Consider the following 22,260-nt stretch of genomic DNA (forward strand, 5'->3'; position numbering starts at 1 on the left):
TCAGGCCGAGATCGCCTTGGCCGATCCGACTTGGTTGCGCAGCAGGAATTTCTGGATCTTGCCGGTCGAGGTCTTCGGGATCACGCCGAACACCACGGATTTCGGCGTCTTGAACCCCGACATGTGCTCGCGGCAATAGGCGATGATCTCGGCCTCGGTCGCCTTGGCGCCGTCCTTCAGCTCGATGAAGGCGCAGGGCACTTCACCCCATTTCGGGTCGGGCTTGGCCACGACTGCCGCAAACAGCACGGCCGGGTGCTTGTAGAGGATGTCCTCGACCTCGACGGAGGAGACGTTCTCGCCGCCGGAGATTATGATGTCCTTGGAGCGGTCCTTGATGATGACGTAGCCGTGCTCGTCGAGCACGCCGAGATCGCCGGTGTGAAACCAGCCGCCGGCAAAGGCTTCCTGCGTCGCCGTCGCGTTCTTCAGGTAACCCTTCATCACGATGTTGCCGCGGAACATGACCTCGCCGATGGTCTCGCCGTCGCGCGGCACCTCGCGCATGGTCTCGGGATCGAGCACCGTGACGCCTTCCTGCAGCGGATAGGACACGCCCTGGCGCCGCTTCAGCTGCGCGCGCGCATCAGCCGACAGCTCGTCCCAGCCCGGCTGCTCGGCGCAGACGGAGGCGGGGCCATAGACCTCGGTCAGCCCGTAGACGTGGGTCAGCTTGATGCCGATGCGCTCGCCACCCTCGAGCACCGCAACCGGCGGCGCCGCGCCGGCGATCAGGCCGACGACGGGCTTTGCCTTGCCACCCTTTGGCGCATCGGGCGCGTTGATCAGCGTGTTGTAGACGATCGGCGCGCCGCACATGTGGGTGACGCCGTGCCTCGGGATCAGTTCGAAGATCTTGGCCGGGTCGACCTTGCGCAGGCAGACATTGACGCCGGCGGCCGCCGCGATCGTCCAGGGGAAGCACCAGCCGTTGCAATGAAACATCGGCAGCGTCCAGAGATAGACCGGATGCTGACCGAGATTGCCGGCGAGGATGTTGCTGACGGCGTTGAGATAGGCGCCGCGGTGATGCGTCACGACGCCCTTGGGATTGCCCGTCGTGCCCGACGTATAGCTCAGCGCGATCGCGTCCCATTCGTCGGCCGGCGGCCGTTCCACGAAGCCGGGATCGCCCGCCGCGACGGCAGCCTCATACTCGATCTCGCCGATCCGCTTGCCGCCGCCAAAGGCCGCGTCATCGACGTCGATCACGAACGGCTTAGCGCCCTTCATCAGGGTCAGGGCCTCCGCGATCACGCCGGAGAATTCGGGATCGACCAGAATGATCTTTGCGCCGCCATGCTCGAGCTGGAACGCGATCGATGCCGCGTCGAGGCGGATGTTGAGCGCGTTGAGCACCGCGCCGGTCATCGGCACCGCGAAGTGCAATTCGTTCATCGCCGGGATGTTCGGCAGCATCGCCGCGACCGTGTCGCCATGGCCGATGCCACGGCCGGCGAGATAGGACGCAAAGCGCCTGCAGCGCTCGTAGGTCTCTTTCCAGGTGAAGCTGCGGCCCTCATAGACCGCGCTGAGATGGTCGGGATAGACGGCGGCCGAGCGCGCCAGGAAGCTCAGCGGCGAGAGCGGCACGTAGTTGGCCGGCGTCTTGTCCAACCCGATCGAGTACTGGTTCTGAGCTGCACTCATGGCTCTATCCCATCCGCAAGGTGCTTTACAGGAAACCGATCGATATCCAGGGGAAGATGGCGACGATGATCAGGCCGATCAACAGCGCCAGCATGTAACCCCAGATCGGCCGGATACCCTCGGCCGGATCGACGCGCCCGATGGCGCAGGCGGCATAATAGCCGACCCCGAACGGCGGCGCGAACAGCCCGATGCCCATCGCCAGGATGATGATCATGGCGTAGTGCACCTCGTGGACGCCGACCTGGTGCGCGATCGGAAACAGCAGAGGCCCGAACAGCACGATCGCCGGGATGCCCTCGAGCACGCTGCCGAGGATCACGAAGGCCAGGATCGAGACCGCAATGAAGGTCGCCGACCCGCCGGGCAGCCCGGTCATCGCCGCCGCCAGCGCCCGCGAGAAGCCGGACTGGGTCAGGCCCCAGGCCATGCCGGTCGCGGTACCGATGATGAACAGGATCGCCCCCGACAGGCACGCCGTGTCGATCAGCATCGGCAACAGCCGCCGCCAGTTGAACTTGCGGTAGATCAAGAGGCCGATGACGAAGGCGTAGACGATGCCGATGGTCGACACTTCGGTGGCGGTGGCGATGCCTTCGACCACGGCGTAGCGGATCACGAAGGGCAGGGCCAATGCGGGCAGGGCGAACACCAACGCCTTGCCGATCTCGCTGCCGGTGGCGCGCTGGACGTGGCTGCGGTCTTCGCCGCGGTAGCGCCACCACACCAGCCCCGACAGCGTGATCGCCAGCACCACGCCGGGCAGCAGGCCGCCGGTGAACAGCGCCGAGATCGAGACGCCGGTCACCGAGCCGATCGTGATCAGCACGAGGCTCGGCGGAATGGTTTCGGTCTGCGCGCCGGTGGCGGCGAGCAGGGCGACCAGATCACCCGGCTTGGCGCCGCGCTGCTTCATTTCCGGGAACAGCACGGGCGCGACCGCGGCCATGTCGGCGGCCTTCGATCCGGAGATGCCGGAGACCAGATACATGGCGCCGACCAGCACGTAATGCAGGCCGCCGCGGACATGGCCGAGCAGGCTCGCCAGGAACGCCACCATGGCCCGCGCCATGCCGGTCATCTCGATCAGGAGGCCGAGGAAGACGAACAGCGGCACCGACAGCAGGATCAGATGGCTCATGCCCTCGTCCATCCGGCCGACCAGCACCATCAGCGGCGTCCGCGTGGTCAGCGCCAGGTAGCCGAAGATCGCCATGCCGAAGGCAAAGCCGATCGGCACGCCGGCGAACACGCAGAAGCCGACCACGCCGACGAAGAAGATGATCAGGTTGAGATTGCCGAGCGGCCGCAGCATCGGCTGTGCCAGCCAGAACAGCCCGATCAGCGCAGCTACGGTCAGCGCGGCCAGCAGGAAGGTCCTGAAATCGCCGACCCGCGCCAGCCGCAGCAGCGCGAACAGCGCCATCAGGCAGGTGCCGACCGGCAGCGCCGCCGCGCGCCAGGTGTTGGATATCTGCAGCGCCGGCGTGGTGATGAAGCTTTCCTCGTAGGCATATTCATAGGCCGGCCGCACGATCAGGATCAGGAACGCCAGCGCGGCGCAGGTCGCGATCACATCGAGATAGGCCCAGAGCCGCGGTCCCGCGCTTGCGACCAGCGCCGTCATCCGCATGTGCTCGCCGCGGCGGAACGCAACCGCCGATCCCAGCATCGCGAGCCACAGGAACAGGATCGACGCCAGTTCGTCGGACCAGATCAGCGGCGCATGGAGCACGTAGCGCGACACCACGCCGGCGAACAGGATCACGACCTCGGCGACGACAAGGATCGCCGCCGGGATTTCCACCAGCATTCCGAGCGCCGCGTCGATGGAACCGAGAACGGAGCGGCGGCGAGGGGGCTGCGACGCCGCCTCGCCGGCCACGGCCGGCGTCATCTCGACATGAGCCATGGCAAACCTCCCGCTTGATTTGATCGATCAGGACAGTTTGCCGACGGACTTCTCGAGCAGATCCCAGGCCTTCTCGCCGTACTTGCCCTTCCACTCGGCGTAGAAGCCGGCGGCGCGGAGCTTGTCGCGGAACGGCCCGACCTCGGGCTGGTTGAACACGAGCCCCTTGCCCGTGAGCTCCTGCTTCACGGTGGCGTTCAGCTTCTCGGTGTCCTCACGCTCCTTGACGGCCGCCGCGTTGACGTTCTTGGCGACGATGGTCTTAATGTCGTCCGGCAGCGCCGCCCAGGCCCGGCGGTTCATCAGGAACCAGAAGCCGTCCCACATGTGGTTGGTCATCGAGCAGTATTTCTGCACCTCGTAGAGCTTCGCCGCCGAGATCAGCGCCAGCGGGTTTTCCTGGCCTTCGACGATCTTGGTCTGCAGCGCCGAATAGACCTCGCTGAAATTGATCGAGGCGGGCGATGCATCGAACGCCTTGAACATCGAGGTCCATAGCGGCGACACCGGCACGCGGATCTTGAAGCCCTTGAGGTCGTCGGGACCGGTGATCGGCTTGGTCGACGACGTGGTCTGCCGGAAGCCGTTGTCCCAGATCTTCTCCATGACCTCGAGGCCGGCCTTGTTGATCTCGCCGCGCACATAGGCGCCGAGCTCGCCGTCCATGGCCTTCCAGACCGTGGGATAGTCCGGGAATGCGAAGCCGATGCCGTTGATCGAGGCGGCCGGCACCAGGGTTGCCAGGATCAGGCCGGACAGCGTGAAGAACTCGACGCCGCCGGAGCGCACCTGGCTCAGCATGTCGGTATCGGAACCGAGCTGGCTGTTCGGGAACACCTGCAGGTCAAACCGGCCGTTGGTCTCGGTCTTGATCGCCGCGGCCATCTCCCGGGCGCGCGCCACGAACGGATGCGACTCCGGCAGATTGTTGGCGAACTTGTAAGAGAATTCGGCCGACTGGGCGCGCGCGACATAGGGCGCGCCGATCCCGCCGAGGACGGCGGAAGCGGCGGAAACCTTCAGCAGCGTGCGTCGTGAAAAGCTCATTGGTTGCTCCCTCAAGAGGCTTGTTGTTGTTCTGAGATGCCATCCTATACGGACCTGATGCCGCGGGGTCACCAGCGATCTCTGCACAGCTGGGGCTTATTGCAGCGTCCGTACGCGGCGGCAATATCGGCTTTCAGACGAGATGCGCGCGCGTGCATCGCTGCGGCACCAGCACCGGCTAGGCGACAGTTCGGGACACACCATCACGCGCGCCAACTTGCGGACCAGTGCGAAGATTTCCCACTAAATATCTGATCTAATTGTAGATATAAATATTCCATAATATACCTTATGCGAATTATGGATATGGGCGTGGCTACGATCACCGGCAGCTATCCCATAGCTCCGCTCACCTTCGCCGTGACGCCGAGAATCAGGAACCTTGGCACCGTCTAGCAGATTGACGGCCCAGTCCTACCTTCCAGCGGTTGAGCGAGCCGTATCAGCCAGGCACGCCTGGCTCGATTTGTGCGGTCCGGTCATCTCGGTCGTCTCGCATGGTCAATCGCTGACAGGACCAGAACGGCTGCCTCGCAGCTACGCATCGCCAGCGGCGTCAGCTCAGCCCCAGGAAGCAGGTATTGCCACCCCTGCTCCGGCCGCCCTGATACCGGTACCTCGTTTCGGCCCGTTGTCGCTTCAGCCGTCGAGGGTCCACATCCGGAGGATATCGGCCGTGGATGCCACCTCGATCTGGATGCTGAAGCGTTCGGCATAGAGCTGCAGCAGCGCGTCATGGCTTTGATCGGAAGAGCTGCACAGGGCGTCCTCGGCCACGATCACCCGGTAGCCGATATCGATCGCGGCCAGCACGGTGGCGAGCACGCACACGTCGGTCTCGCCGCCCGACACGATCACCGTATCGATCCCATGCGCATCCAGATGAGCTTGCAGGCGCCCGTTGCCGAACGCGTTGTAGATCGGCCGGTCGATGATGGCGGCCGGCGGCACACAGGCGGCGAGCGCCGGCACGAGCTCGATCAACTCCGGATCGAGCCGCTCGCGGGTCACGCATTCCCATTTCTCATAATAAGCCCGCCAAATCCCTCGCGCGTCGTGCTTCGAGCGCGGCGGAATGAAGCGGGTGAACACGGTACGTTCAGGCGCATGCCGTGCCAGCTCGATGATGCGCGGCAGCACGCGGTCCATCCAGGGCGTCGCCCAGGGCGCTCCGGGCTCGAACAGCCGCTGCATATCGATGCAAAGGTGCGCCGCGCGCGGACCTGGCGGGCTCAGAAGCTGTCCCATCGCTCACTCCTGCGCGCGCCGACCGGATGCCGTCACACGCAAGCTCAGCCGCCCAGGCCGCGAAAGGCCCCGCCGAAGCGGGGCCCGGAACGCGGTCCCGTTCACCATTTCTGGCGGCCGTACCAGTCGTTCACTTCCTTGGCGGCTTGATCCTTGGCATAGCCGTAACGCTGCTGCAGACGGCCCTCGAGCTGGTCCTGCTTGCCGTCGATCACATCGAGATCGTCATCGGTGAGCTTGCCCCACTGCTCCTTGACCTTGCCCTTGACCTGCTTCCAGTTGCCTTCGACACGATTCCAATCCATTGCGGTTCTCCCTTGAACGATGAGACCGACCAACGGGCCGGCCGAGGCTTCGTTCCGAAGGCACGTTGCGGCAAGACTTCGCAATCCAGACTTCGCAATCCGACCAAGCTCCATCGTGACCCGCTCGAATGTGCGACGGCCGACGAGGCGCTTTGCCACGCATCGATCAAGGATAGGAACTTGCTTTCCGCACTCGTGTTGGCACTCCGGACTATTCACCCAACACACGGAGCGACCAATGCCGGACAAGCATCTCAGCGCCCTCTTCCTCGATACCCTCAAGGACATTTATTACGCGGAAAAGCAGATACTGAAGGCGTTGCCGCGGATGGCCAAGGCCGCCGAGTCCGACGATCTGCGTGCGGCGTTCGAGAAGCATCATGACGAGACCGAAGGACAGATCGAGCGGCTCGAGCAGATCTTCGACCTGATGGGCAAGCCGGCGCGCGGCAAGAAGTGCGACGCCATCGAGGGGATCATCGACGAGGGTAAGGAGATCATGGAGGAGTATGCCGACACGCCGGCGCTCGACGCGGGCCTGCTCTCGGCAGCCCAGGCGGTCGAACATTACGAGATCGCCCGCTACGGCACCTTGAAGGCTTGGGCCAACCGGCTCAGCATGAAGGATGCGGTCAAGCTCATCGACCAGACCCTGGCCGAGGAAAAGAAGACGGATGAAGCGCTCACCAAGCTTGCCGTCAGCGGCATCAACGCCGAAGCCGCCTGACCAGACGCGCGATGAAGCGACGTCCGCTTTGTACACATGCTCGCATTTGCTGGTAGATTGGACGCCGATTCAGCATCTGGGAGCCCGATGGCCCGACGCACCGGCAGCGCCGATCTTCCGCTCCATGGCGGCCGCGTGCCGCCATGGCTGGCGGCGCGCATGGCGACGCTGGGTGGCATCATCACGCAGGCCGTCGTCCACCATTACGGCCGCGATGCCTTTTTGCAGCGACTGTCGCATCCGTTCTGGTTCCAGTCGTTCGGCGCCGTGATGGGCATGGACTGGCACTCGTCCGGCATCACCACCAGCGTCATCGGTGCGCTGAAGCGAGGTCTGGCGCCGCTGCAGGGCGAGCTCGGAATCCATGTCTGCGGCGGGCGCGGCAAGCACTCGCGCCGCACGCCCGATGAACTGTCCGCCCTCGGCGACCGCGTCGGATTCGACGGTGCCGCCCTAACCCGCGCGAGCCGGCTGGTGGCCAAGGTCGACAGCGCCGCGGTGCAGGACGGATTCGAGCTCTACCTGCATGGTTTCTTCGTCACCGACGACGGCAAATGGACCGTCGTCCAGCAAGGCATGAACGGCGACAAGCGGCAGGCCCGCCGCTATCACTGGCACTCCGAAGGCCTGCGTAGCTTCGTCGACGAGCCGCACAGCGCGATCGACGGCCCGGCGCAGGGCGAGATCGTCAATCTCACCGATCACCGCGCCGAAGGCTCGCGCCAGGCGCAGCTCGATCTGCTCGCTGCGCTGGGGCCGGACGGCATCACGCGCGAATATGCCGAGCTGACGCAGAGCGCGACCGCGCAACCGGATCTCCTCCACCTGATCATGCCCGCGCATCACGACGTGCGCTCGAGCGACGTGTTCGTCCGCCGCCTGCACGGCACCCTGGCCGCGGCTGCCGATCGCGGGCCGCTGGATTTTCCCGAGCTGCTGCTGACGCCCGGCGTCGGCGCCCGCACGGTGCAGTCGCTCGCGATGGTCGCCGAGGTCGTTCACGGGACGCCCTATCGCTTCCGCGACCCGGCGCGCTTCTCGCTCGCCCATGGCGGCAAGGACCGTCATCCCTTCCCGGTGCCGATCAAGGTCTATGACGAGACCATCCGCGTGCTGAAGTCGGCCGTGCAGCAGGCAAAGCTCGGCCGCGATGAGGAGATGCAGGCGCTGAAGCGGCTCGACGATCAGGCCCGCAGATTGGAACGAACCGCCACCGGCCCCTCCTTCGAGGCGTTTGTCGCGAACGAGCGGGCCCGTTCTCCTGCGCTCGACGGCCGCTCGGTGTTCGGTTGGGAAGCCGACCTTGCCGAGCGCGACGGGATCACCAAGCCTTAAAGCGAAGGCTTGATCCACCGCTTGGACCATCGCATGGCGCGCGTATTGATTGGCACCTCCGGCTGGCACTATTCGTCCTGGCGCGGTCCGTTCTTTCCCAAGGGCTTGCCGCTCAAGCGGCAACTCGACTACTACGCGACGCAGTTTCCGACGACTGAGCTGAACGGCGTCTTCTACCGCACGCCGACCGAACAGGCGGTGACAGGCTGGCGCGACGCGACCGATGCGGATTTCGTCTTCGCCTGGAAGGCGTCGAAATTCATCACGCACTGGAAGCGCCTCTCCGCGAACTCGGTCAACAGTCTCCAATTGCTGGAAGAGCGTCTGTCGTTGCTGCGCAACAAGGCCGGCCCGGTCCTGTTTCAGCTGCCGCCGAACTTCACGATCGATGCCGATCGGCTAGCCTCGTTCCTGAAGCTGTTGAAGCGGCGGCGGCGCTATGCGTTCGAATTCCGCCACCCCAGCTGGTACGAGCCGCATATCCTGAAGCTGCTGGCGGATCGCAATATCGCGCTCTGCATTTCCGATCACCACGACGCGCCGGCGCCGTGGAAACGGACCGCGGATTTCGTCTACGTCCGCGGCCACGGCCCGGGCGGCCGATATCGCGGGCACTACAAGCCGGCCGAGCTTTCCGACTGGGCCAAACGCATCCGCGGCTGGAAGCGGCAGGGATGCGACATCTATGTCTATTTCGACAACGACCAGAAGAGCGCAGCGCCGGCGGATGCCAAACGGCTTTGCGCGCTACTCGGCGCCACCGTTCCCAGGCGGCGTTCGCAATAGGAACGAACGGTTCCAGCCTGCATTGGCTGCCAAAGAGACGAGCCGACGCGATGCCATCCGATCGTTGAAAGCCATTGCGCTGAACTACACGCTGAAGCGGGGCAAGGATCCCTCCCCGACCGACTACAAGGACCTCAAAAAGCCCTACGACAAGACTGTGCAGACCACCACCATGCTTGCGGCCAACGCGGCACATCCTGCACGCCTGCTGAAGTCGGCGACCTATCCCGGCGTAGCCTAGGCACGGAGCGGGACACGCCGCTTCATCCGACCTGGACCAACATTGCCATCCGCCTCGCCTTGTTAGGAACGCCGTTCCGGGCGGCATCGTTAGGCCGTTGACGCAACCAGCCAAATGGAGAGGCTATCATGAAGGTTTGCGACGCGATGACACCTGACGTCCAGCTGTGCACCCCCGACGATACGCTCCGCGATGCCGCAGAAGCGATGGCAGCGCTTGGCGTCGGCCTGCTGCCGGTTACCGATAGCGAGCGCCTGGTCGGCATGATCACGGACCGCGACATCGCGCTTCGCGGCATCGGAATGGGTCGCGGCCCCGACTCGCGGGTCGGCGACGTCATGACGGCCGAGGTGAAGTATTGTTTCGAGGATCAGGAGCTCGACGACATCGCGCAGAACATGGGTGCGATCCAGGTTCGGCGCCTGCCGGTGCTGAGCCGGGACAAGCGCCTGGTCGGAATCATCGCACTCGGGGATATCGCCCTGATCCAGGCCAGCGATGGTACGGGCATGGCGCTCAGCCAGATCTCACGCCCGACCACCCAACACGCGCAACTCTAGACTTACACGGCTCCGCTTCGCGGCCCTGGCTCGCAAAGGCCCGGCTCGCGAAGCGGAGCGTCAGCGCCAATGGCCGACTATGTACCGTGGATCGTGATTGCCGCCGGGGTCATCGCCCTGATCGTCACGGCGCTGCTCTGGCGCGCCCATTACGTCAGCTCCGATTGACCGAACGGGGAGCTCGCGCCGTCAGGCCGCCATCTTGCGGCAGGATTCCGCGCACGCACGGCACATCGCCACGCATTCGTCCATGCCGCCGACGCGCTCGCAATCCTCGGCGCATTCACCACAGATCTCCGCGCATTCCCGGCAGGTGTGCTTGTGGTGCGGGGTGTTGATCAGCATGAAATGGGCCGCCGTCCGGCACATTTCCGCACAAGCCATCATCAATCGGAAATGCGCCGGCTCGACATGCTTGCCGCCGGTGACGAGACAATGGTTCATGGCCGTGCCGAGGCAGGTCCTATAGCAGGACAGACAGGTCTCGACGCATCGGTTCATTTCCTCAGAGAATGCCATGTCGATACCTCACGCCTGCGCCAGCAGCTGGCGCAGGTAGCAAAGTCCATCAAGGGTCAGCTTCGACTCGCGGACTTCGCCCTGCGCGATCTCGGCTTCGAGGAAGGTCTCGAGTTCGGGAAGCGCGCGGTCGAACCTGTCCGCGATGCCCATCAGCTCGCAGGTTTGCTTGATCCGCTCGATCGGTTTTTCCAGCACGTTGATCTCAACCATTTTGGCATAAGCGCGGGTCATGCCGTTGGTTCCTATGCTCATTGCCGGGTGCGCTGCTGCGGGGTCTGCGCCGGCTAAGACGCCCTGCCGACCGTGTCGGCCATGGTTGCGCCACGCGCTCCGAGCGGCTTGCGGCGGCCCTCGGTCGAATCGAGCATGGTCTGATGCTCGATCTCTGAATTCAGCTCTGCCCCGCACAGCACGATGATGGCGGACATCCACATCCACGTCATCAGACCGATGGCCGCCCCCAGCGAGCCATAGGTCGCGTTGTAATCGCCGAAGTTCGCCAGATACCAGGAGAGCAGCACCGAACCGGCCAGCCACAGCACGGCCGCTGCGACGGCGCCGACGCTGAGCCACTGCCAGCGCGGCCTGGTTCGGCTCGGACCATAGCGGTACAGCACCGCGAGCGCGGTGAGGAGCAGGAGCACCAGGATCGGCCACCGTCCGAACCGGATGACGAGCTCGGCGGTCGTGCCCAGTCCGACCTGCTGTAGCAGAAGCGGGACGACGACCACCGCTCCGACCATCAGTATGATGGAAATCAGCCCGGCGATCGTGAACGAGAGGGACATCAGATTCAGTTTGACGAAGCTGCGCTTTTCCTTCTCGTCGTAGACGACGTTGAGCGCATCGAAGATCGCCTTCATGCCGGCATTGGCGCTCCAGATCGCGATCAGCAGGCCGGCGGCAAAGGTCAGGCCGAGCGTCGAGGTCCCCTTCGCGAGCACGCGCGCGATCTGGTCCTGGACGATCGCAAACGAGCCTTCCGGCAGCATCAACGCCAGGCTCTGCAGGTTCGATGAGATCGTGGACGGATCGGCGAACAGGCCGTAGCTCGAGACCAGCGCGGTGATCGCCGGGAAGATCGCGAGCAGGCCATAGAACACGACGCCGGCCGCGGTTGCCAGCAGACGGTCCTCGTCGATCTGCTGATAGGTGCGCAGCAGAATGTCCTTCCAGCCGGCAGTCGGAATCTCGAGCGGCGTGTCGGCGAGCCGTCCACGATCTTGCGTTTCGGCCAGCGCGGGTTCGACGCCCTGCTCCCGAGCGGACGGCCGCTCCGATCGGGACAGCTGGCGGGCGATCGCCAACGTCGCCAGAGCCGTTGCACCGGCGAGCATCAGGTCGTTCGGCCAATTGCGCAGCGTACCCATCGCTAGTCCTGGATCGCATCGCGCTGACGCCGGGCGCGCGATGCAGCAAACCAGCCGACAAGCATGATTGCAGCTCCGGCGGCCAGTGCGCGGGTGGTGGGATCTACGCTCGCCCCTGCTCCCGTCCGCGTGGTGGCGATCAGCCGCGCGGCGACGGGCTCTGCGATCGCGCGCTTGAGCATGTCGGCCTGTCGGCCCGGGCGCGGCACGGCCGGCGCAGGACGCGCGAGCAGCACGCGGCCCATGACGAGCCCCAGGATCCCGAGGAGGACAAAGGCACCGCCGATCGCGGCATATGCGATCCAGATGCCGTAATGCATTTCAAGGGCGTGGAAAGCCGCGCCAACCCCGATCCCGGTCGCGATCAGAAGCGAGACCGCACCCGCCAGCATGAAGCTGCACGCAAATGCGTAGCCAGTCACCAGGCGCGTCATCCATTGTCGCAAGTCCGCAAGGTAGGAGCGGAAGATCAGGCTCAGCGAAGACGACGTGTTGACGCGCATGACGAGGTCCATTGCAAGTCGGCATCCGACAACCCGGCGGGAAGATCGACGTTCCTCCCCGGCAACGCGCAACAGTTTGCGCCATGCGGGACAGCGCGAACCGAGCGCTAACTGACCGGAGGGAGATTTGCGCGTGGTGGCATGGAGCTCGGGAATGGCTTCGCGACCATGAGCGTCCCGCGCTCGTCGGTTTCGAGCGCGATCTTCTGGGCGAGCATCACGTCGCCCGCCGCCAGCGCGCCGACGGGCCGGAAGCACCAGCCGAGCACGATACGATCGCCGCCGTCCATCTCATAGACGTTGGTCGAGGTGCCGTAGCAAATCCGGTATCGCTTGCCGGAGTCCGAGCCGATGACGTCGAAGCGCTTATACTTTTCGAACTGCGCCCGCTGCTCGGGTGACAGCCACGCGGACAGCAGCGCAAGTCCGCGCGCCTCAATTCGCTCATAGGCCTGCCAGCGATCCCAGATCGCGGCCAGCGTCGCACCCAGCGTGCCGGCGGCGCGCCGGAGCACGGACCGCAGGGACATCTCGCGCAGACGGGCGAGCATTGGCGTCAGCCGCCGACCAGCCTCGGATAGAACAGGGTTTCCTCGGCGGTCGGATCGAGCGCGCGGACCAACTTCGCCTCTCCGGTCGCTTGCCGGATTGCGGCGGTGTAGCCGTCCGACGTGAGCTGGGTGAAGCGAGCATTCGCCCAGGCCAGCTGCTCACTGTTGTCGGGGTCGAACTGCTGTCTCGTGTCGCCGGAGTGGTCCATCACCAAGATCGTTGCCATCATCGTCTCCCTTGAAGGACATTCACAACTGCATCAGACAATCGGCACGGCCGTCGTCGGCCTGCCGCCCATCCACTCCGGCAGCGCGGCGCCGTCGCGGTGACGGCCACCCGCGCCGGCCGCGGCCCACGCGGCGACCGCACCGAACAGCAACGCCGCCGCAACCGAGAAAGCCAAGATCACTGCGCTGCGTCGCGACCGCTGGATGGCGGTCCTGGCATCGCCCATCACGCTGTCGACGCGTTTCTCCGCCTCCGCAGCAGGCAGACCGGTCGCGGCCGCCACCTGCTGGATCAGATAGCTGCGATCGTCGGAGCTGACGCCACTGCGGCCGGAGCTCGTCAGCAGGATGCGACCGGCCTCTGCCCGCTCATAGCCGATATCGAGATTGGCCGGACGCCGCACTGACCGGTACAGGCGGTCGAGCTCGGCGCTCAGCAGCGGCTCCGCGGCCGTCGCAGATGGCCGGTTCTGAACCACCGGACGCGCGGTTGACAGGCCAACCAGCGCGACGATCGTAGCACCGAGGATGACGGCGAGCGCCCAGGCGGTCAGGCCGTGAAGCCCGTCGCGGCTGTCGATCTCGTCGGATGGCGTCGCGCCGATCACGCGCTGGGCCCGGCCGGCGATGTAGCCGCCGACGCCGAAGCTCACCAATGCCTGCAGGATCAGATACAGCCCCGACAGCAACGCGAGCGCGGCTGATGCGTCGCGCCATGACGGCGAGCTTGAACTGACACCCAACCCGACCGCAGCGCCGAAGCCGATCAGGATCACCGACAGCGCCGCCGCAGCCAGCGCGCCGGCGATGACCGGACTCCATTGCAGCCGAAGCCCGGTCCTGTTGGCGGCGGACACGGCAAGCCCTCGCTCGTTATCCATGACGCGCCTACCGCAGCCCGAAGAACGACAATATCGCCAAAATGACCACGATCAGTCCGACCAGATAAATCAACTGGTTCATGAAAACCTCCTCCGTCCTTCCCGTCCTGACAATCTGGTGGAGAAGCCAAGGTTCCTACGCGGACGAACCGGCGCGATGCGGCAGGCCAAAAAAAAGGGCCCCGCCGAAGCGAGGCCCTCATTGGTCGTCGCGATCTGCTGATCGCGACGTGCGACCAACACCGTTAGTCGTCGTCCCAGTCATGACCACGGATCACGAAGCCGCGGTCGCGGTAGTAGTCGCGATGATGGTTGTACCAGCCGTGGTGCCAGCCCCGGTCATGCCGGTATACGTCGACGCGCGGACCACCATAATATCGATCGCTGTAGTAGCCGTGGTCGCGGCCGACATAGATGCCCACACCCTGCGCGCTCGCAACGGTCGGTGCCGCTATCGAGAGTGCCGCAACCGCGGCAAGAGCGTAAGTAAGCTTCGTCATGGCATCCTCCTTTCTAGTACGCCGTGATAACGACTGGCGTCCGCGCATGTTGCAGGAACAGGATCGGAACTTTCCTGAACGTTCCTTCACCATCATGGCGGCTGGACGTGACCGGAGGATGAGATCGAGGAGGCACTCGACGCTCTACTCGATCGCTGTGGCTCCACTCCCTGTTCGACACAAGTGACCCCAGCTCAGGGATGGAGAGCTGGGGTCGTAGCGGGGTTCTCCTGGTTGCGCTGACGGCCGGTCGGCGCGTCAGCTCGCGAGAGCATGCGCGTCGAAGTCAGTTCCGGCACTAACGTCTGCAAATGTGCGACGCACAATCGTGCCGCTGCGATTGCCCGATCAGACCGCCTAGCGCCACATGCTCGGGGCGGTGCGCAACGCGGCCTGGCCTGCGATGCGCAGCTCATCGATTGACGAGCGTCCCTCGCGAATGGCCTGCAGCAATCCAGAGGCGACGTTGGTCCGCTTCGTCGTATCCGAGCGCGGCACGCCTCCGCAGACCTCGTCGAGCACCGCGCGAAGCACTGCGGCCGTCTCTCCATCGAGCATGATTGCCTCCCTGCCCTCGTGGATCGAACTGCATCGTAGCGCGACACCGCGCGAGAGGAGTTCAAGTATGTTAACAGCCGTATCCAAATCTTGCGCGGCCGACCGTCGCGCTGTCTTCGTCGCGACAAATCACTGTCATGTTCAGATCGTCAGTGCGCTCTGCAAAATGACGCGCCTCCGCGTCAGTCCCGCTGCGACATTTCAAGGATCGCATCAGCGAACGCCTGCGGCGCCTCGCGCGCCCGCCGCACCGGCATCCGTCGCGATTTCAGGGGGAGCAGCATAGAGCCGCCTTGCCGCGTCTCAGCCGCGCCGCTTGGTGTGCAGATAGTCGGCCGAAAACAGCGCCGTGTCCTTGAGCAGCTTCAGGTCGTTGATCGTCAGCATGCGGTCGCGCAGCACGATCAGGCCGGAGCCGCGCAGCTCCTGCAGCGTCCTGTTGACGTGGACCACCGACAGGCCGGTGGCATCGGCGAGATCCATCTGCGTGACCGGGAACAGGCAGGAATCGCCGTCGATCATTCCAACCGGCAGCAGGCGCTCATGGAGTTCGCACAACAGATGCGCGACCCGCTCCAGCGCCACGCGCCGTCCGATATTGACCGTCCATTCCCGCTGGATCGCGCTGTTCACCATGGTTTCGCACAACAGCGCCTCCTCCAGCGAACGGTCGCTCGCCAGCAGTTGCTCGAACGCCGGCCGCTTGATGTCGGCATAGGTGACCGGGGTCAGCGCGCCGATCGAATGATCCATCACCGACAGCAGATAAACGCAGGCGTCGCAGCTGTCGCCCGGCAGGATGAAATTGACGATCTGGCGGCGGCCGTCCGGCAGCGTCTTGTAGCGGCAGAGCCAGCCCGACAGGATGATCCTGACGCTCTCGACCGGATCGCCCTCGGTGGCGAGGTCTTCGCCCGGGCGGGCCCGATGCAGCCCTTCCTGGATCGCCTGTTGCAGCAACGCGATCCCGCGTTCGGACAATTGCCGCAGGGCATTGAGCCGCCGGATCACCGGCTGCGCCAGATTTCCCTCGAGGATCGGGGGATGCATCTAGCTCCCCATGCTCGGCGTATGGATGGCTTGCGGGTTCATCGGTATGGCGATCGTGCAGTGCAGTCCCGACGGATTGAACTCGAGCGTGCTCTTGCCCTTGAACTCGAACGCCAGCGTCCGCTCCAGGAGATCGGATCCAAATCCCCTGCGGCGCGGCGGCGCCACCGCGGGCCCGTTGCGCTCGCGCCAGTCGAACAGCAGTTGCCGCGGATCGGCCGCATCATCGATGCGCCATGAGACGTCGATGCGCCCGGCCGTATCGCTCAGCGCGCCATACTTCAAGGCATTGGTTGCGAGCTCGTGGAGTGCCAGCGCGAAGGTCTCCGCGGCCTTGGGCTGGAGCCGGATCCTGGGACCTGCGACCTTCAGTTGCTCGCCTTCCTTCGCGTTGTACGCAAGCAATTCCTCGACCACGAGATATTCGAGGTCGACGCCGCCTTCCGGATCGCGGGTCACCAGCGACTGGGTCCGCGCGAAGGCGTTGAGCCGGCCGTCGAGATGCGATGCGTAGTCCTCGACGTTCGCGCTGGTCTCGGCCGAGCGGCGCGCGATCGAGCGGACCACGCCGAGCGTGTTGCGCACGCGATGCTGCAGCTCGGCAAGTAGCAGCCGCTGCCGCTCCTCGGCCCGCGTGATCGCGGTGACGTCGATGAAGGTGATCACGACGCCGGCGATGAAATTGTCGATGCTGCGGTACGGCAGGATGCGCACGATATAGCGCGTGCCGCTGTCGGGCGCGGTCAGCTCGCGCTCGGCGCTGGCTAGCGTCCGCAGCACGCGCCGCACATCGTCGTAGAGCTCCTCGATCGGGATGCGCGCCTTGATATGCGCGATCGGGCGGCCGACATCGGTCTCGACCAGATGCAGCAAATGCGTGATCGCCGGCGTGAAGTTCATCACCTTCAGATCGTTGTCCAGGAACACGGTCGCGATCTGCGTGCTCTCGAGGAAATTCTTCAGGTCGCTGGTGGCGCGGGTCAATTCCTGAACGCGATGCGCCAGCTCGCCGTTGACGGTCGTCAGCTCCTCGTTGACCGACTGCAATTCCTCGCGCGAGGTCTCCAGTTCCTCGTTGGCGGATTGCAGCTCCTCATTGAGCGATTGATACTCCTCGTTGGAGGATTTCAGTTCCTCATTGGTGCTTTCGAGCTCCTCGATCGTGGCCTGCAACCGCTCGCGGGTGGCGCGCAGCTCGCTCTCCAGCCGCTCGACATGCTCGGTCCTGACCAGAACGTTGGGATTGGTTTCGGCGCGATCCACAGGGCGGATCGGCCCATCCTTGAACAGCACGACGAAATTGCGGTGACCCGCAGGGCCGTCGAGAATTGGTTCGGCCGTGATGTCGACCAGCACGCGATGCCCGTTGACGCCGAGTTGCACCTGCTCGGCATGCGCGGCCTCGTTGGTTTCCGCGGCACGGCTGAGCGCCGTGCGCAGCTCAAGTCTGAGGTCGCGGTGCACGAGTTGCAGCAGGTCGAGGGTCGCCGTGCCTGCGGTCGGCTCGATATAGCGGCCGGTGCGGCCGGAGAAATGCAGGATGTGAAAGTGGTCGTCGGTGATCACATAGGCCGGCGCATAGCGCTCGGCGATGCGCTGGGCGCGGCGCTCGAGGCCGACATCGGGGCCGATGGAGCGGACCGGTGGTATGTCGATCGCGGCTCGCCCGGCCGCCGTCGTGATCGGGAATTCCGGCGGCAGCCGCGTCCCGGTCTCGAGCTTCTTGAAGATGCGTGCGCGCCGGTCGACCGGCGCGAACAGCTTCGGATGCCGCGTGACGTTCTCGGAATTGCCGAGAAACAGGTACCGGTCCGGCAGCAGCGCAAAATGGAACAGCGGAATGACGCGGTTCTGCAGCTCGGCATTGAGATAGATCAGGAGGTTGCGGCACGAGATCAGATCGAGCTTGGAGAACGGCGCGTCCTTGATGACGTTGTGCTGCGAGAAAATGCACATCTCGCGCAGCTCCTTGACGACGCAGTAGGTGTCGCCTTCGCGCACGAACCAGCGCGCCAGCCGTTCCGGCGTCATATCGTTCTCGATGCTGGTGCGATAGCGCCCGACGCGCGCGGCGGCGAGCGCGCGCCCGTCGATGTCAGTCGCGAAGATCTGCACCTGCGGCACCGAGTCGAGACCGGCCATATGCTCGCGCAGCAGGATGCCGATCGAATAGGCCTCTTCGCCGGTCGCGCAGCCAAGCACCCAGACACGCACCTGCTGGCCGACGCCCTTCCCTTCGAAGATCTTCGGGATGATCTGGGTTTCCAGGACATCGAACTCCTTCTTGTCGCGGAAGAATTCCGTGACGCCGATCAGGAGGTCGTTGAACAGATGTTGCGCCTCGTCCTTGTCGTTTCTCAGGAAATCGACATAGGCAGAGATATCGTCGATCTGCACCACCTGCATGCGGCGCTGGACGCGGCGCAGGAAGGTGTTCTGCTTGTAGCCGTGGAAATCGTTGCCGGTCTTGTTGCGAAGGATATCCGCAATGCGCGCAAGCGAGGTTGCCGCCGCGGCCAGCACCTCGTCGAACCCCTGCTTCTCCTCGAGCCGGCGCAGGTGGCGGGCATAGACGTCGATATGCTCGGGAATGGCCTCGGGCGGCAGCACAAAATCCGCGATCGCGACGGCCGAATTGCCTTCGGCGTGCGGATCGGGTTCGCCATCCCCGATGCGCTCGGCGATCGCCAGGCCGCCATGATCCTTCAGGGTCGCGACCCCGAGCGTGCCGTCGCCACCGGTGCCGGCCAGCACCACGCCGATCGATTCCTCGGCGCGCTCCTCCGCCAGCGACACCAGGAAACTGTCGATGGTGGCCCGCTCGGCGCGCGCCTGCTCGGCGCGCCGGACCGCGAAACGGTCGCCATGAACGGTGGTGATCATGTCGGACGGACACAGATGGATCGTGCCACCCTCGACGAGCTGTCCGTCGCTGATCTCGGACAGCCGGGCGCCTTCCGATCGCTGCAACGCTTCGCGCAACCGGGTGTCCTCGATGGCATCCCGGTACTGCAACACGAGCACGACGGCCTGGTCCGGATTGAGCCTCAGCTTCGAGAAGAACCGCTCGATGCTGTCGAGGGTGCCAGCGGACGCGCCCACACCTATGATCAGCGGCGCCTTGGACTGGCGCTCTTCGTCTCCGCTCTGGGATTGGCCAACATCATCCATGATTGCAGCGGCTCTCATTCTCCTGCTGGCGTCTCGCCCGCGTCTTTTGATAGCAGAGTTTAGTCCTATCCCAACGGGATAGGTAGGAATTCTCCAACCTCCCGGGAACCTCGACTCCGGGATCGATTGCCCTCCAAAACCGGAAGGGTCATAGTTAGGTGATGGAAGGCGACCCGACGATAGATGGATCCGGAGAGCTCACAGCCCTGATCAGGCGCGCGGAACGGGCGACCGCAGAAGCCCATCGCCTCATCGACGAGAATGACCTCTGGCGCCAGCGCGTCCTCCAGCAGTTTGACCACATGTTCGAACTCGGAGCGGAGTTCAGGGCGCAGAGGCGCATCCCCGATCCTCCTCCCGGGCGCTAGTGCGATGTCACCCGCTCCTCGAGATATGCGACCCGCTGCACGATCAGGGTTCGATGCCGCTCCCACTCGATCAAGGTCTGCTTGAGCAAGCCGACCAGCCGCTCGGCTTGCACAGTGTCGTGACCGGCCCGTTGCAGCCAATCCAGCAGATCCTGCTGGCCGCGCAGCCGCCTCCAGCCCTCCTCGATATCGACGTCCGCCTTGACCAGCAGCGCACGTTCGGACCGCAGCTGTTCGGCCCAGTTCGCATGCTCAGCGCTGGCCATCACGGTTCCTTCCGCACCGGTCGCTTCGGATCGAGCGATTGTAGCATGACTCGCCGGATCATATCGGCGTATTCGCGATATTCAGCGGCGCGCGCGTCATACATTTGCGCGACCGCCGGGCGACCGCTCTGGCGGCCGTCCTCGGCCATCCGGTGCACCAGTTCGGCGCGCTCCTCGATGATGCGGAGTGCGACCCGAAGCGCCTCGTCAACCCGGCCCTCCTGCTCCTTGGCAAGCGCGTCGGCCGTATAGGCGTGACCGACCTGACAGCGGAATCGCAGCGGGTGCCCGACCTTGAGCTCGGAAAGGACGCCGCCGCACCCCGGACAGGTCAGCGGCGCGGGATCGGCAATCTCGACCAGCGTATCGCTGCCGACGCGCTCGCCCGCCGCAATTTTCACCTCCAGCACGATCTCCGGCGGAATCGGCAGGATCGCGCCGGGCCGCTCCCGGACCAGATCGGACAGCACATCGCCAAGCCGTGCACCCGGGATACAGAGGTCAACCGTGGTCGCTTCCAATGCCCTGAGCGGCATTTCATCGGAAATAGCGTCCTGGGGCTCCTGAACCAGTGCGACCCCACCGCAGCGCTTGATCGCGTTCAGGCCCGCCGCGCCGTCGGACAGCAGGCCGCTGAGCACAACGCCAATCACGCGCGGTCCATAGTGCAGTGCGGCCGAGCGAAACAGCGCGTCGATCGCCGGCCGGACCAGATTTTCGCGTGGCCCGCGGCCGAGCATCAGGTGGCCGTTCTGGATCAGCAGATGGTGGTCCGGCGCCGCCAGATAGACGTGACCATTTTCGATGACCATGCCGCTTTCCGCCTGCCGGACCGGCAGCTTGCCGGCTGCGCTCGCGACCGTGGAGAGAATGCCGATGCCGTGAGACGGTATGTGCAATACGATGAAGACCGCGGCCGGCAGATCCACCGGCAGCCGGCCCAGAATCTCCTTCAACGGTGCAGTCGCCCCAGCCGAACCGCCGATGACGATGATGTCCCGATTGGACATGGAACCTGCCTTTTCCAATATTGTTTACAACAAGGCGAGCATTCGGCTTATGTTCCAATTTTGCGACGACATCACACCGGGTACGGCCCGAATCGACATGTCTGAATTTGCACCTTTGCGCGAACGCCCTCTCCTGACCGGACGGCGCGTCCTGATTGTCGAAGACGAATATTTCCTTGCCGACGACATGCGCAGCGCGCTGCGTGCGCTCGGTGCTGATATCGTCGGGCCGGCCGGTGACATCGACGATGCGCTTCGTATCCTTCAAGACGGCGGCGTGATCGATGGAGCGGTGCTCGATGTAAACATCCGCAAGCAGATGATCTATCCGGTCGCGCGCGAGCTGCAGGCGCGCGGCGTGCCGATGGTGTTCACCTCGGGATACGACAAGATCGTGCTGAGCAGCGAATTCGCGGACGTTCCATTGTGGGAGAAGCCGTTCGATCATCGCGCCATGGCGCACGGGCTCGCCGGCATGATCCTGCGCGGCAATGATGCTGCCGGACACGAATAATCCGCTCGAGCATTTGCAAATGTTAGTGCGGAGGTCTGCAGAGGGCCTCACGATACCCCGGTCACGATATCGGACGGGGGGTGCGTAATGACCGAGATCGAAAGACGTATCGAGCTGCTGGAGCAGACGGCCGCAGAGAGCGCGCTGATCGCCGACCTCTCGACCGTCACGGAAACCCGCATCCGTAACGCCCAATTGGCAAACGAGTTGCGCCTCGTCGTCGCGCAGCTCAGGACCTTGAGGCCGGGTGACGCTCATATTGTCTGATTGTCTCGGTCCGCGATCTCCGGTGAACCGGCGGCGTGATGCATCCTCCATCGTTTTCAGGAAGGACAACGACACTGCACGATTCAACGGATCGGATCGCGGAATGCCGGCAACTGGCCGACGAGGCCGACCGTCTGGCCGCGACGTCCGGCGTCGAAAGGACGCGCAAGGATTACGAGTTGCTGGCCAGGTCCTGGCGACAATTGGCGCTGAGCTACGAATTCTCCATGCATCTCGAACGCTTCATCAAAGCCCGCTAGTCGGCCTGTCGACCGATAGGGATATTGCACGCCCCCGCCAGCGAAAGCCTTACGTACTGTTGTCGCGGTGGGCTTTGATCTCCATGCGCGTGCTCGCGGAATTACGCACCGATTGCCGCAACTCGGCGAGCTGATCGTCTCGCTGATCCGCGAGCGATCGCTTCTGTGCGCGCAAAGTGAGACTTTCTTCGATGGCAAGCTGAGCGCGGGCGAACAGGGGATCGATCATCGACGAAACATGTCACCCGATCGCTGCCGCCGCCCTGTCATGTGATAAGTCCGAAGCGGGTTTGCTCCGAGGCAGTGCGACAAACGTATCTCATGAGACATCGAAGATTGTTCGAACGCGGTCGTCGCCAGCGTCGATGCGCCGCTTCATGGCCTGCTCCCTGGCGGGGGTGACCCAGCATGGTTCCGCCTCCGCAAGGTG

At 64.6% G+C, this 22,260-nt stretch carries 27 protein-coding genes; 8 read left to right on the forward strand and 19 right to left on the reverse strand.

All coding sequences use genetic code 11. From position 1 onward, the window contains the following. The 5 genes from ACVMB1_RS13245 to ACVMB1_RS13265 all read right to left on the reverse strand — a co-directional run bounded on the left by ACVMB1_RS13245 (nt 1) and on the right by ACVMB1_RS13265 (nt 6,162). Nucleotides 1-1,650: an acyl-CoA synthetase gene (locus ACVMB1_RS13245; RefSeq protein WP_310884697.1), complete on the reverse strand. Its 1,650-nt coding sequence runs from the start codon at nt 1,648-1,650 to the stop codon at nt 1-3. 25 nt (nt 1,651-1,675) lie between these two features. After that, nucleotides 1,676-3,562 (reverse strand): TRAP transporter large permease, encoded by a 1,887-nt coding sequence (locus ACVMB1_RS13250; RefSeq protein WP_229190727.1) that lies wholly within the window; start codon nt 3,560-3,562, stop codon nt 1,676-1,678. A 27-nt stretch (nt 3,563-3,589) separates the two neighbouring features. Beyond that, entirely contained in the window at nt 3,590-4,609 is a 1,020-nt protein-coding gene (locus ACVMB1_RS13255; protein WP_018271684.1) for a TRAP transporter substrate-binding protein, read from the reverse strand. Between the two features lie 639 nt (nt 4,610-5,248). Further along, nucleotides 5,249-5,857, reverse strand: coding sequence for a cysteine hydrolase family protein (locus ACVMB1_RS13260; protein ID WP_310884695.1), 609 nt, complete (start codon nt 5,855-5,857; stop codon nt 5,249-5,251). A gap of 101 nt (nt 5,858-5,958) precedes the next feature. Beyond that, complete coding sequence (locus tag ACVMB1_RS13265) at nt 5,959-6,162, reverse strand: CsbD family protein (protein WP_028331989.1); 204 nt, start codon at nt 6,160-6,162, stop codon at nt 5,959-5,961. Between the two features lie 238 nt (nt 6,163-6,400). On the opposite strand from ACVMB1_RS13265, the gene ACVMB1_RS13270 reads away from it, so the two are divergent. From ACVMB1_RS13270 to ACVMB1_RS13290, 5 genes are all read left to right on the forward strand, one after another. Then, nucleotides 6,401-6,889 carry a YciE/YciF ferroxidase family protein gene (locus ACVMB1_RS13270; RefSeq protein WP_076828825.1) on the forward strand — a complete coding sequence of 163 codons (489 nt, stop codon included), beginning with the start codon at nt 6,401-6,403 and terminating at the stop codon, nt 6,887-6,889. Nucleotides 6,890-6,976: 87 nt separating this feature from the next. After that, complete coding sequence (locus ACVMB1_RS13275) at nt 6,977-8,224, forward strand: DUF763 domain-containing protein (protein ID WP_076828823.1); 1,248 nt, start codon at nt 6,977-6,979, stop codon at nt 8,222-8,224. 33 nt (nt 8,225-8,257) lie between these two features. Further along, nucleotides 8,258-9,010 carry a DUF72 domain-containing protein gene (locus tag ACVMB1_RS13280; RefSeq protein ID WP_076828821.1) on the forward strand — a complete coding sequence of 251 codons (753 nt, stop codon included), beginning with the start codon at nt 8,258-8,260 and terminating at the stop codon, nt 9,008-9,010. A gap of 64 nt (nt 9,011-9,074) precedes the next feature. Then, a complete protein-coding gene (locus ACVMB1_RS13285) occupies nt 9,075-9,251 on the forward strand; it encodes a hypothetical protein (RefSeq protein WP_310884694.1) in 177 nt (58 codons plus the stop codon). A 128-nt stretch (nt 9,252-9,379) separates the two neighbouring features. After that, the gene (locus ACVMB1_RS13290) at nt 9,380-9,811 is read left to right on the forward strand and encodes a CBS domain-containing protein (RefSeq protein WP_057018654.1); all 432 of its coding nucleotides are present in this window, start codon (nt 9,380-9,382) and stop codon (nt 9,809-9,811) included. 189 nt (nt 9,812-10,000) lie between these two features. On the opposite strand, the gene ACVMB1_RS13295 is transcribed toward ACVMB1_RS13290, so the two are convergent. From ACVMB1_RS13295 to ACVMB1_RS13355, 13 genes are all read right to left on the reverse strand, one after another. Next, nucleotides 10,001-10,330: a four-helix bundle copper-binding protein gene (locus ACVMB1_RS13295; protein WP_028331985.1), complete on the reverse strand. Its 330-nt coding sequence runs from the start codon at nt 10,328-10,330 to the stop codon at nt 10,001-10,003. A 9-nt stretch (nt 10,331-10,339) separates the two neighbouring features. Continuing rightward, nucleotides 10,340-10,564 (reverse strand): hypothetical protein, encoded by a 225-nt coding sequence (locus ACVMB1_RS13300; RefSeq protein WP_028331984.1) that lies wholly within the window; start codon nt 10,562-10,564, stop codon nt 10,340-10,342. A 53-nt stretch (nt 10,565-10,617) separates the two neighbouring features. After that, nucleotides 10,618-11,703 carry a YihY/virulence factor BrkB family protein gene (locus ACVMB1_RS13305; protein ID WP_076828819.1) on the reverse strand — a complete coding sequence of 362 codons (1,086 nt, stop codon included), beginning with the start codon at nt 11,701-11,703 and terminating at the stop codon, nt 10,618-10,620. 2 nt (nt 11,704-11,705) lie between these two features. Continuing rightward, nucleotides 11,706-12,206, reverse strand: a complete 501-nt coding sequence (locus ACVMB1_RS13310) for a hypothetical protein (RefSeq protein WP_310884693.1) — start codon at nt 12,204-12,206, stop codon at nt 11,706-11,708. A 107-nt stretch (nt 12,207-12,313) separates the two neighbouring features. Further along, the gene (locus ACVMB1_RS13315) at nt 12,314-12,757 is read right to left on the reverse strand and encodes a hypothetical protein (protein ID WP_233475468.1); all 444 of its coding nucleotides are present in this window, start codon (nt 12,755-12,757) and stop codon (nt 12,314-12,316) included. 5 nt (nt 12,758-12,762) lie between these two features. Next, a complete protein-coding gene (locus ACVMB1_RS13320; protein WP_050385371.1) occupies nt 12,763-12,984 on the reverse strand; it encodes a hypothetical protein in 222 nt (73 codons plus the stop codon). A 33-nt stretch (nt 12,985-13,017) separates the two neighbouring features. Next, nucleotides 13,018-13,866: a hypothetical protein gene (locus ACVMB1_RS13325; protein ID WP_076828815.1), complete on the reverse strand. Its 849-nt coding sequence runs from the start codon at nt 13,864-13,866 to the stop codon at nt 13,018-13,020. A 245-nt stretch (nt 13,867-14,111) separates the two neighbouring features. Beyond that, nucleotides 14,112-14,366 carry a hypothetical protein gene (locus ACVMB1_RS13330; protein ID WP_076828813.1) on the reverse strand — a complete coding sequence of 85 codons (255 nt, stop codon included), beginning with the start codon at nt 14,364-14,366 and terminating at the stop codon, nt 14,112-14,114. Between the two features lie 357 nt (nt 14,367-14,723). Then, entirely contained in the window at nt 14,724-14,924 is a 201-nt protein-coding gene (locus ACVMB1_RS13335) for a hypothetical protein (protein WP_028331978.1), read from the reverse strand. A 303-nt stretch (nt 14,925-15,227) separates the two neighbouring features. After that, nucleotides 15,228-15,974, reverse strand: a complete 747-nt coding sequence (locus tag ACVMB1_RS13340; RefSeq protein ID WP_310884692.1) for a Crp/Fnr family transcriptional regulator — start codon at nt 15,972-15,974, stop codon at nt 15,228-15,230. Further along, on the reverse strand, nt 15,975-19,145 hold the full coding sequence (locus tag ACVMB1_RS13345) for a CheR family methyltransferase (RefSeq protein ID WP_076828809.1): 3,171 nt from the start codon (nt 19,143-19,145) through the stop codon (nt 15,975-15,977). Nucleotides 19,146-19,509: 364 nt separating this feature from the next. Further along, nucleotides 19,510-19,779 carry a hypothetical protein gene (locus tag ACVMB1_RS13350; protein ID WP_057018646.1) on the reverse strand — a complete coding sequence of 90 codons (270 nt, stop codon included), beginning with the start codon at nt 19,777-19,779 and terminating at the stop codon, nt 19,510-19,512. Continuing rightward, nucleotides 19,779-20,789, reverse strand: coding sequence for a chemotaxis protein CheB (locus ACVMB1_RS13355; RefSeq protein ID WP_057018645.1), 1,011 nt, complete (start codon nt 20,787-20,789; stop codon nt 19,779-19,781). The genes ACVMB1_RS13350 and ACVMB1_RS13355 overlap by 1 nt, the downstream gene beginning before the upstream one ends. On the opposite strand from ACVMB1_RS13355, the gene ACVMB1_RS13360 reads away from it, so the two are divergent. The 3 genes from ACVMB1_RS13360 (at nt 20,764) to ACVMB1_RS13370 (ending at nt 21,830) form a co-directional block, all read left to right on the forward strand. Further along, nucleotides 20,764-21,303: a response regulator gene (locus ACVMB1_RS13360; protein ID WP_456814415.1), complete on the forward strand. Its 540-nt coding sequence runs from the start codon at nt 20,764-20,766 to the stop codon at nt 21,301-21,303. The genes ACVMB1_RS13355 and ACVMB1_RS13360 overlap by 26 nt on opposite strands. A gap of 87 nt (nt 21,304-21,390) precedes the next feature. Beyond that, complete coding sequence (locus tag ACVMB1_RS13365) at nt 21,391-21,570, forward strand: hypothetical protein (RefSeq protein ID WP_229192086.1); 180 nt, start codon at nt 21,391-21,393, stop codon at nt 21,568-21,570. Between the two features lie 38 nt (nt 21,571-21,608). Then, nucleotides 21,609-21,830 (forward strand): hypothetical protein, encoded by a 222-nt coding sequence (locus tag ACVMB1_RS13370; RefSeq protein ID WP_310884691.1) that lies wholly within the window; start codon nt 21,609-21,611, stop codon nt 21,828-21,830. Between the two features lie 49 nt (nt 21,831-21,879). On the opposite strand, the gene ACVMB1_RS13375 is transcribed toward ACVMB1_RS13370, so the two are convergent. After that, the gene (locus ACVMB1_RS13375; RefSeq protein WP_076828803.1) at nt 21,880-22,059 is read right to left on the reverse strand and encodes a hypothetical protein; all 180 of its coding nucleotides are present in this window, start codon (nt 22,057-22,059) and stop codon (nt 21,880-21,882) included. Nucleotides 22,060-22,260 lie beyond the last annotated feature (201 nt).

This window comes from Bradyrhizobium sp. USDA 4504, from assembly GCF_054063995.1.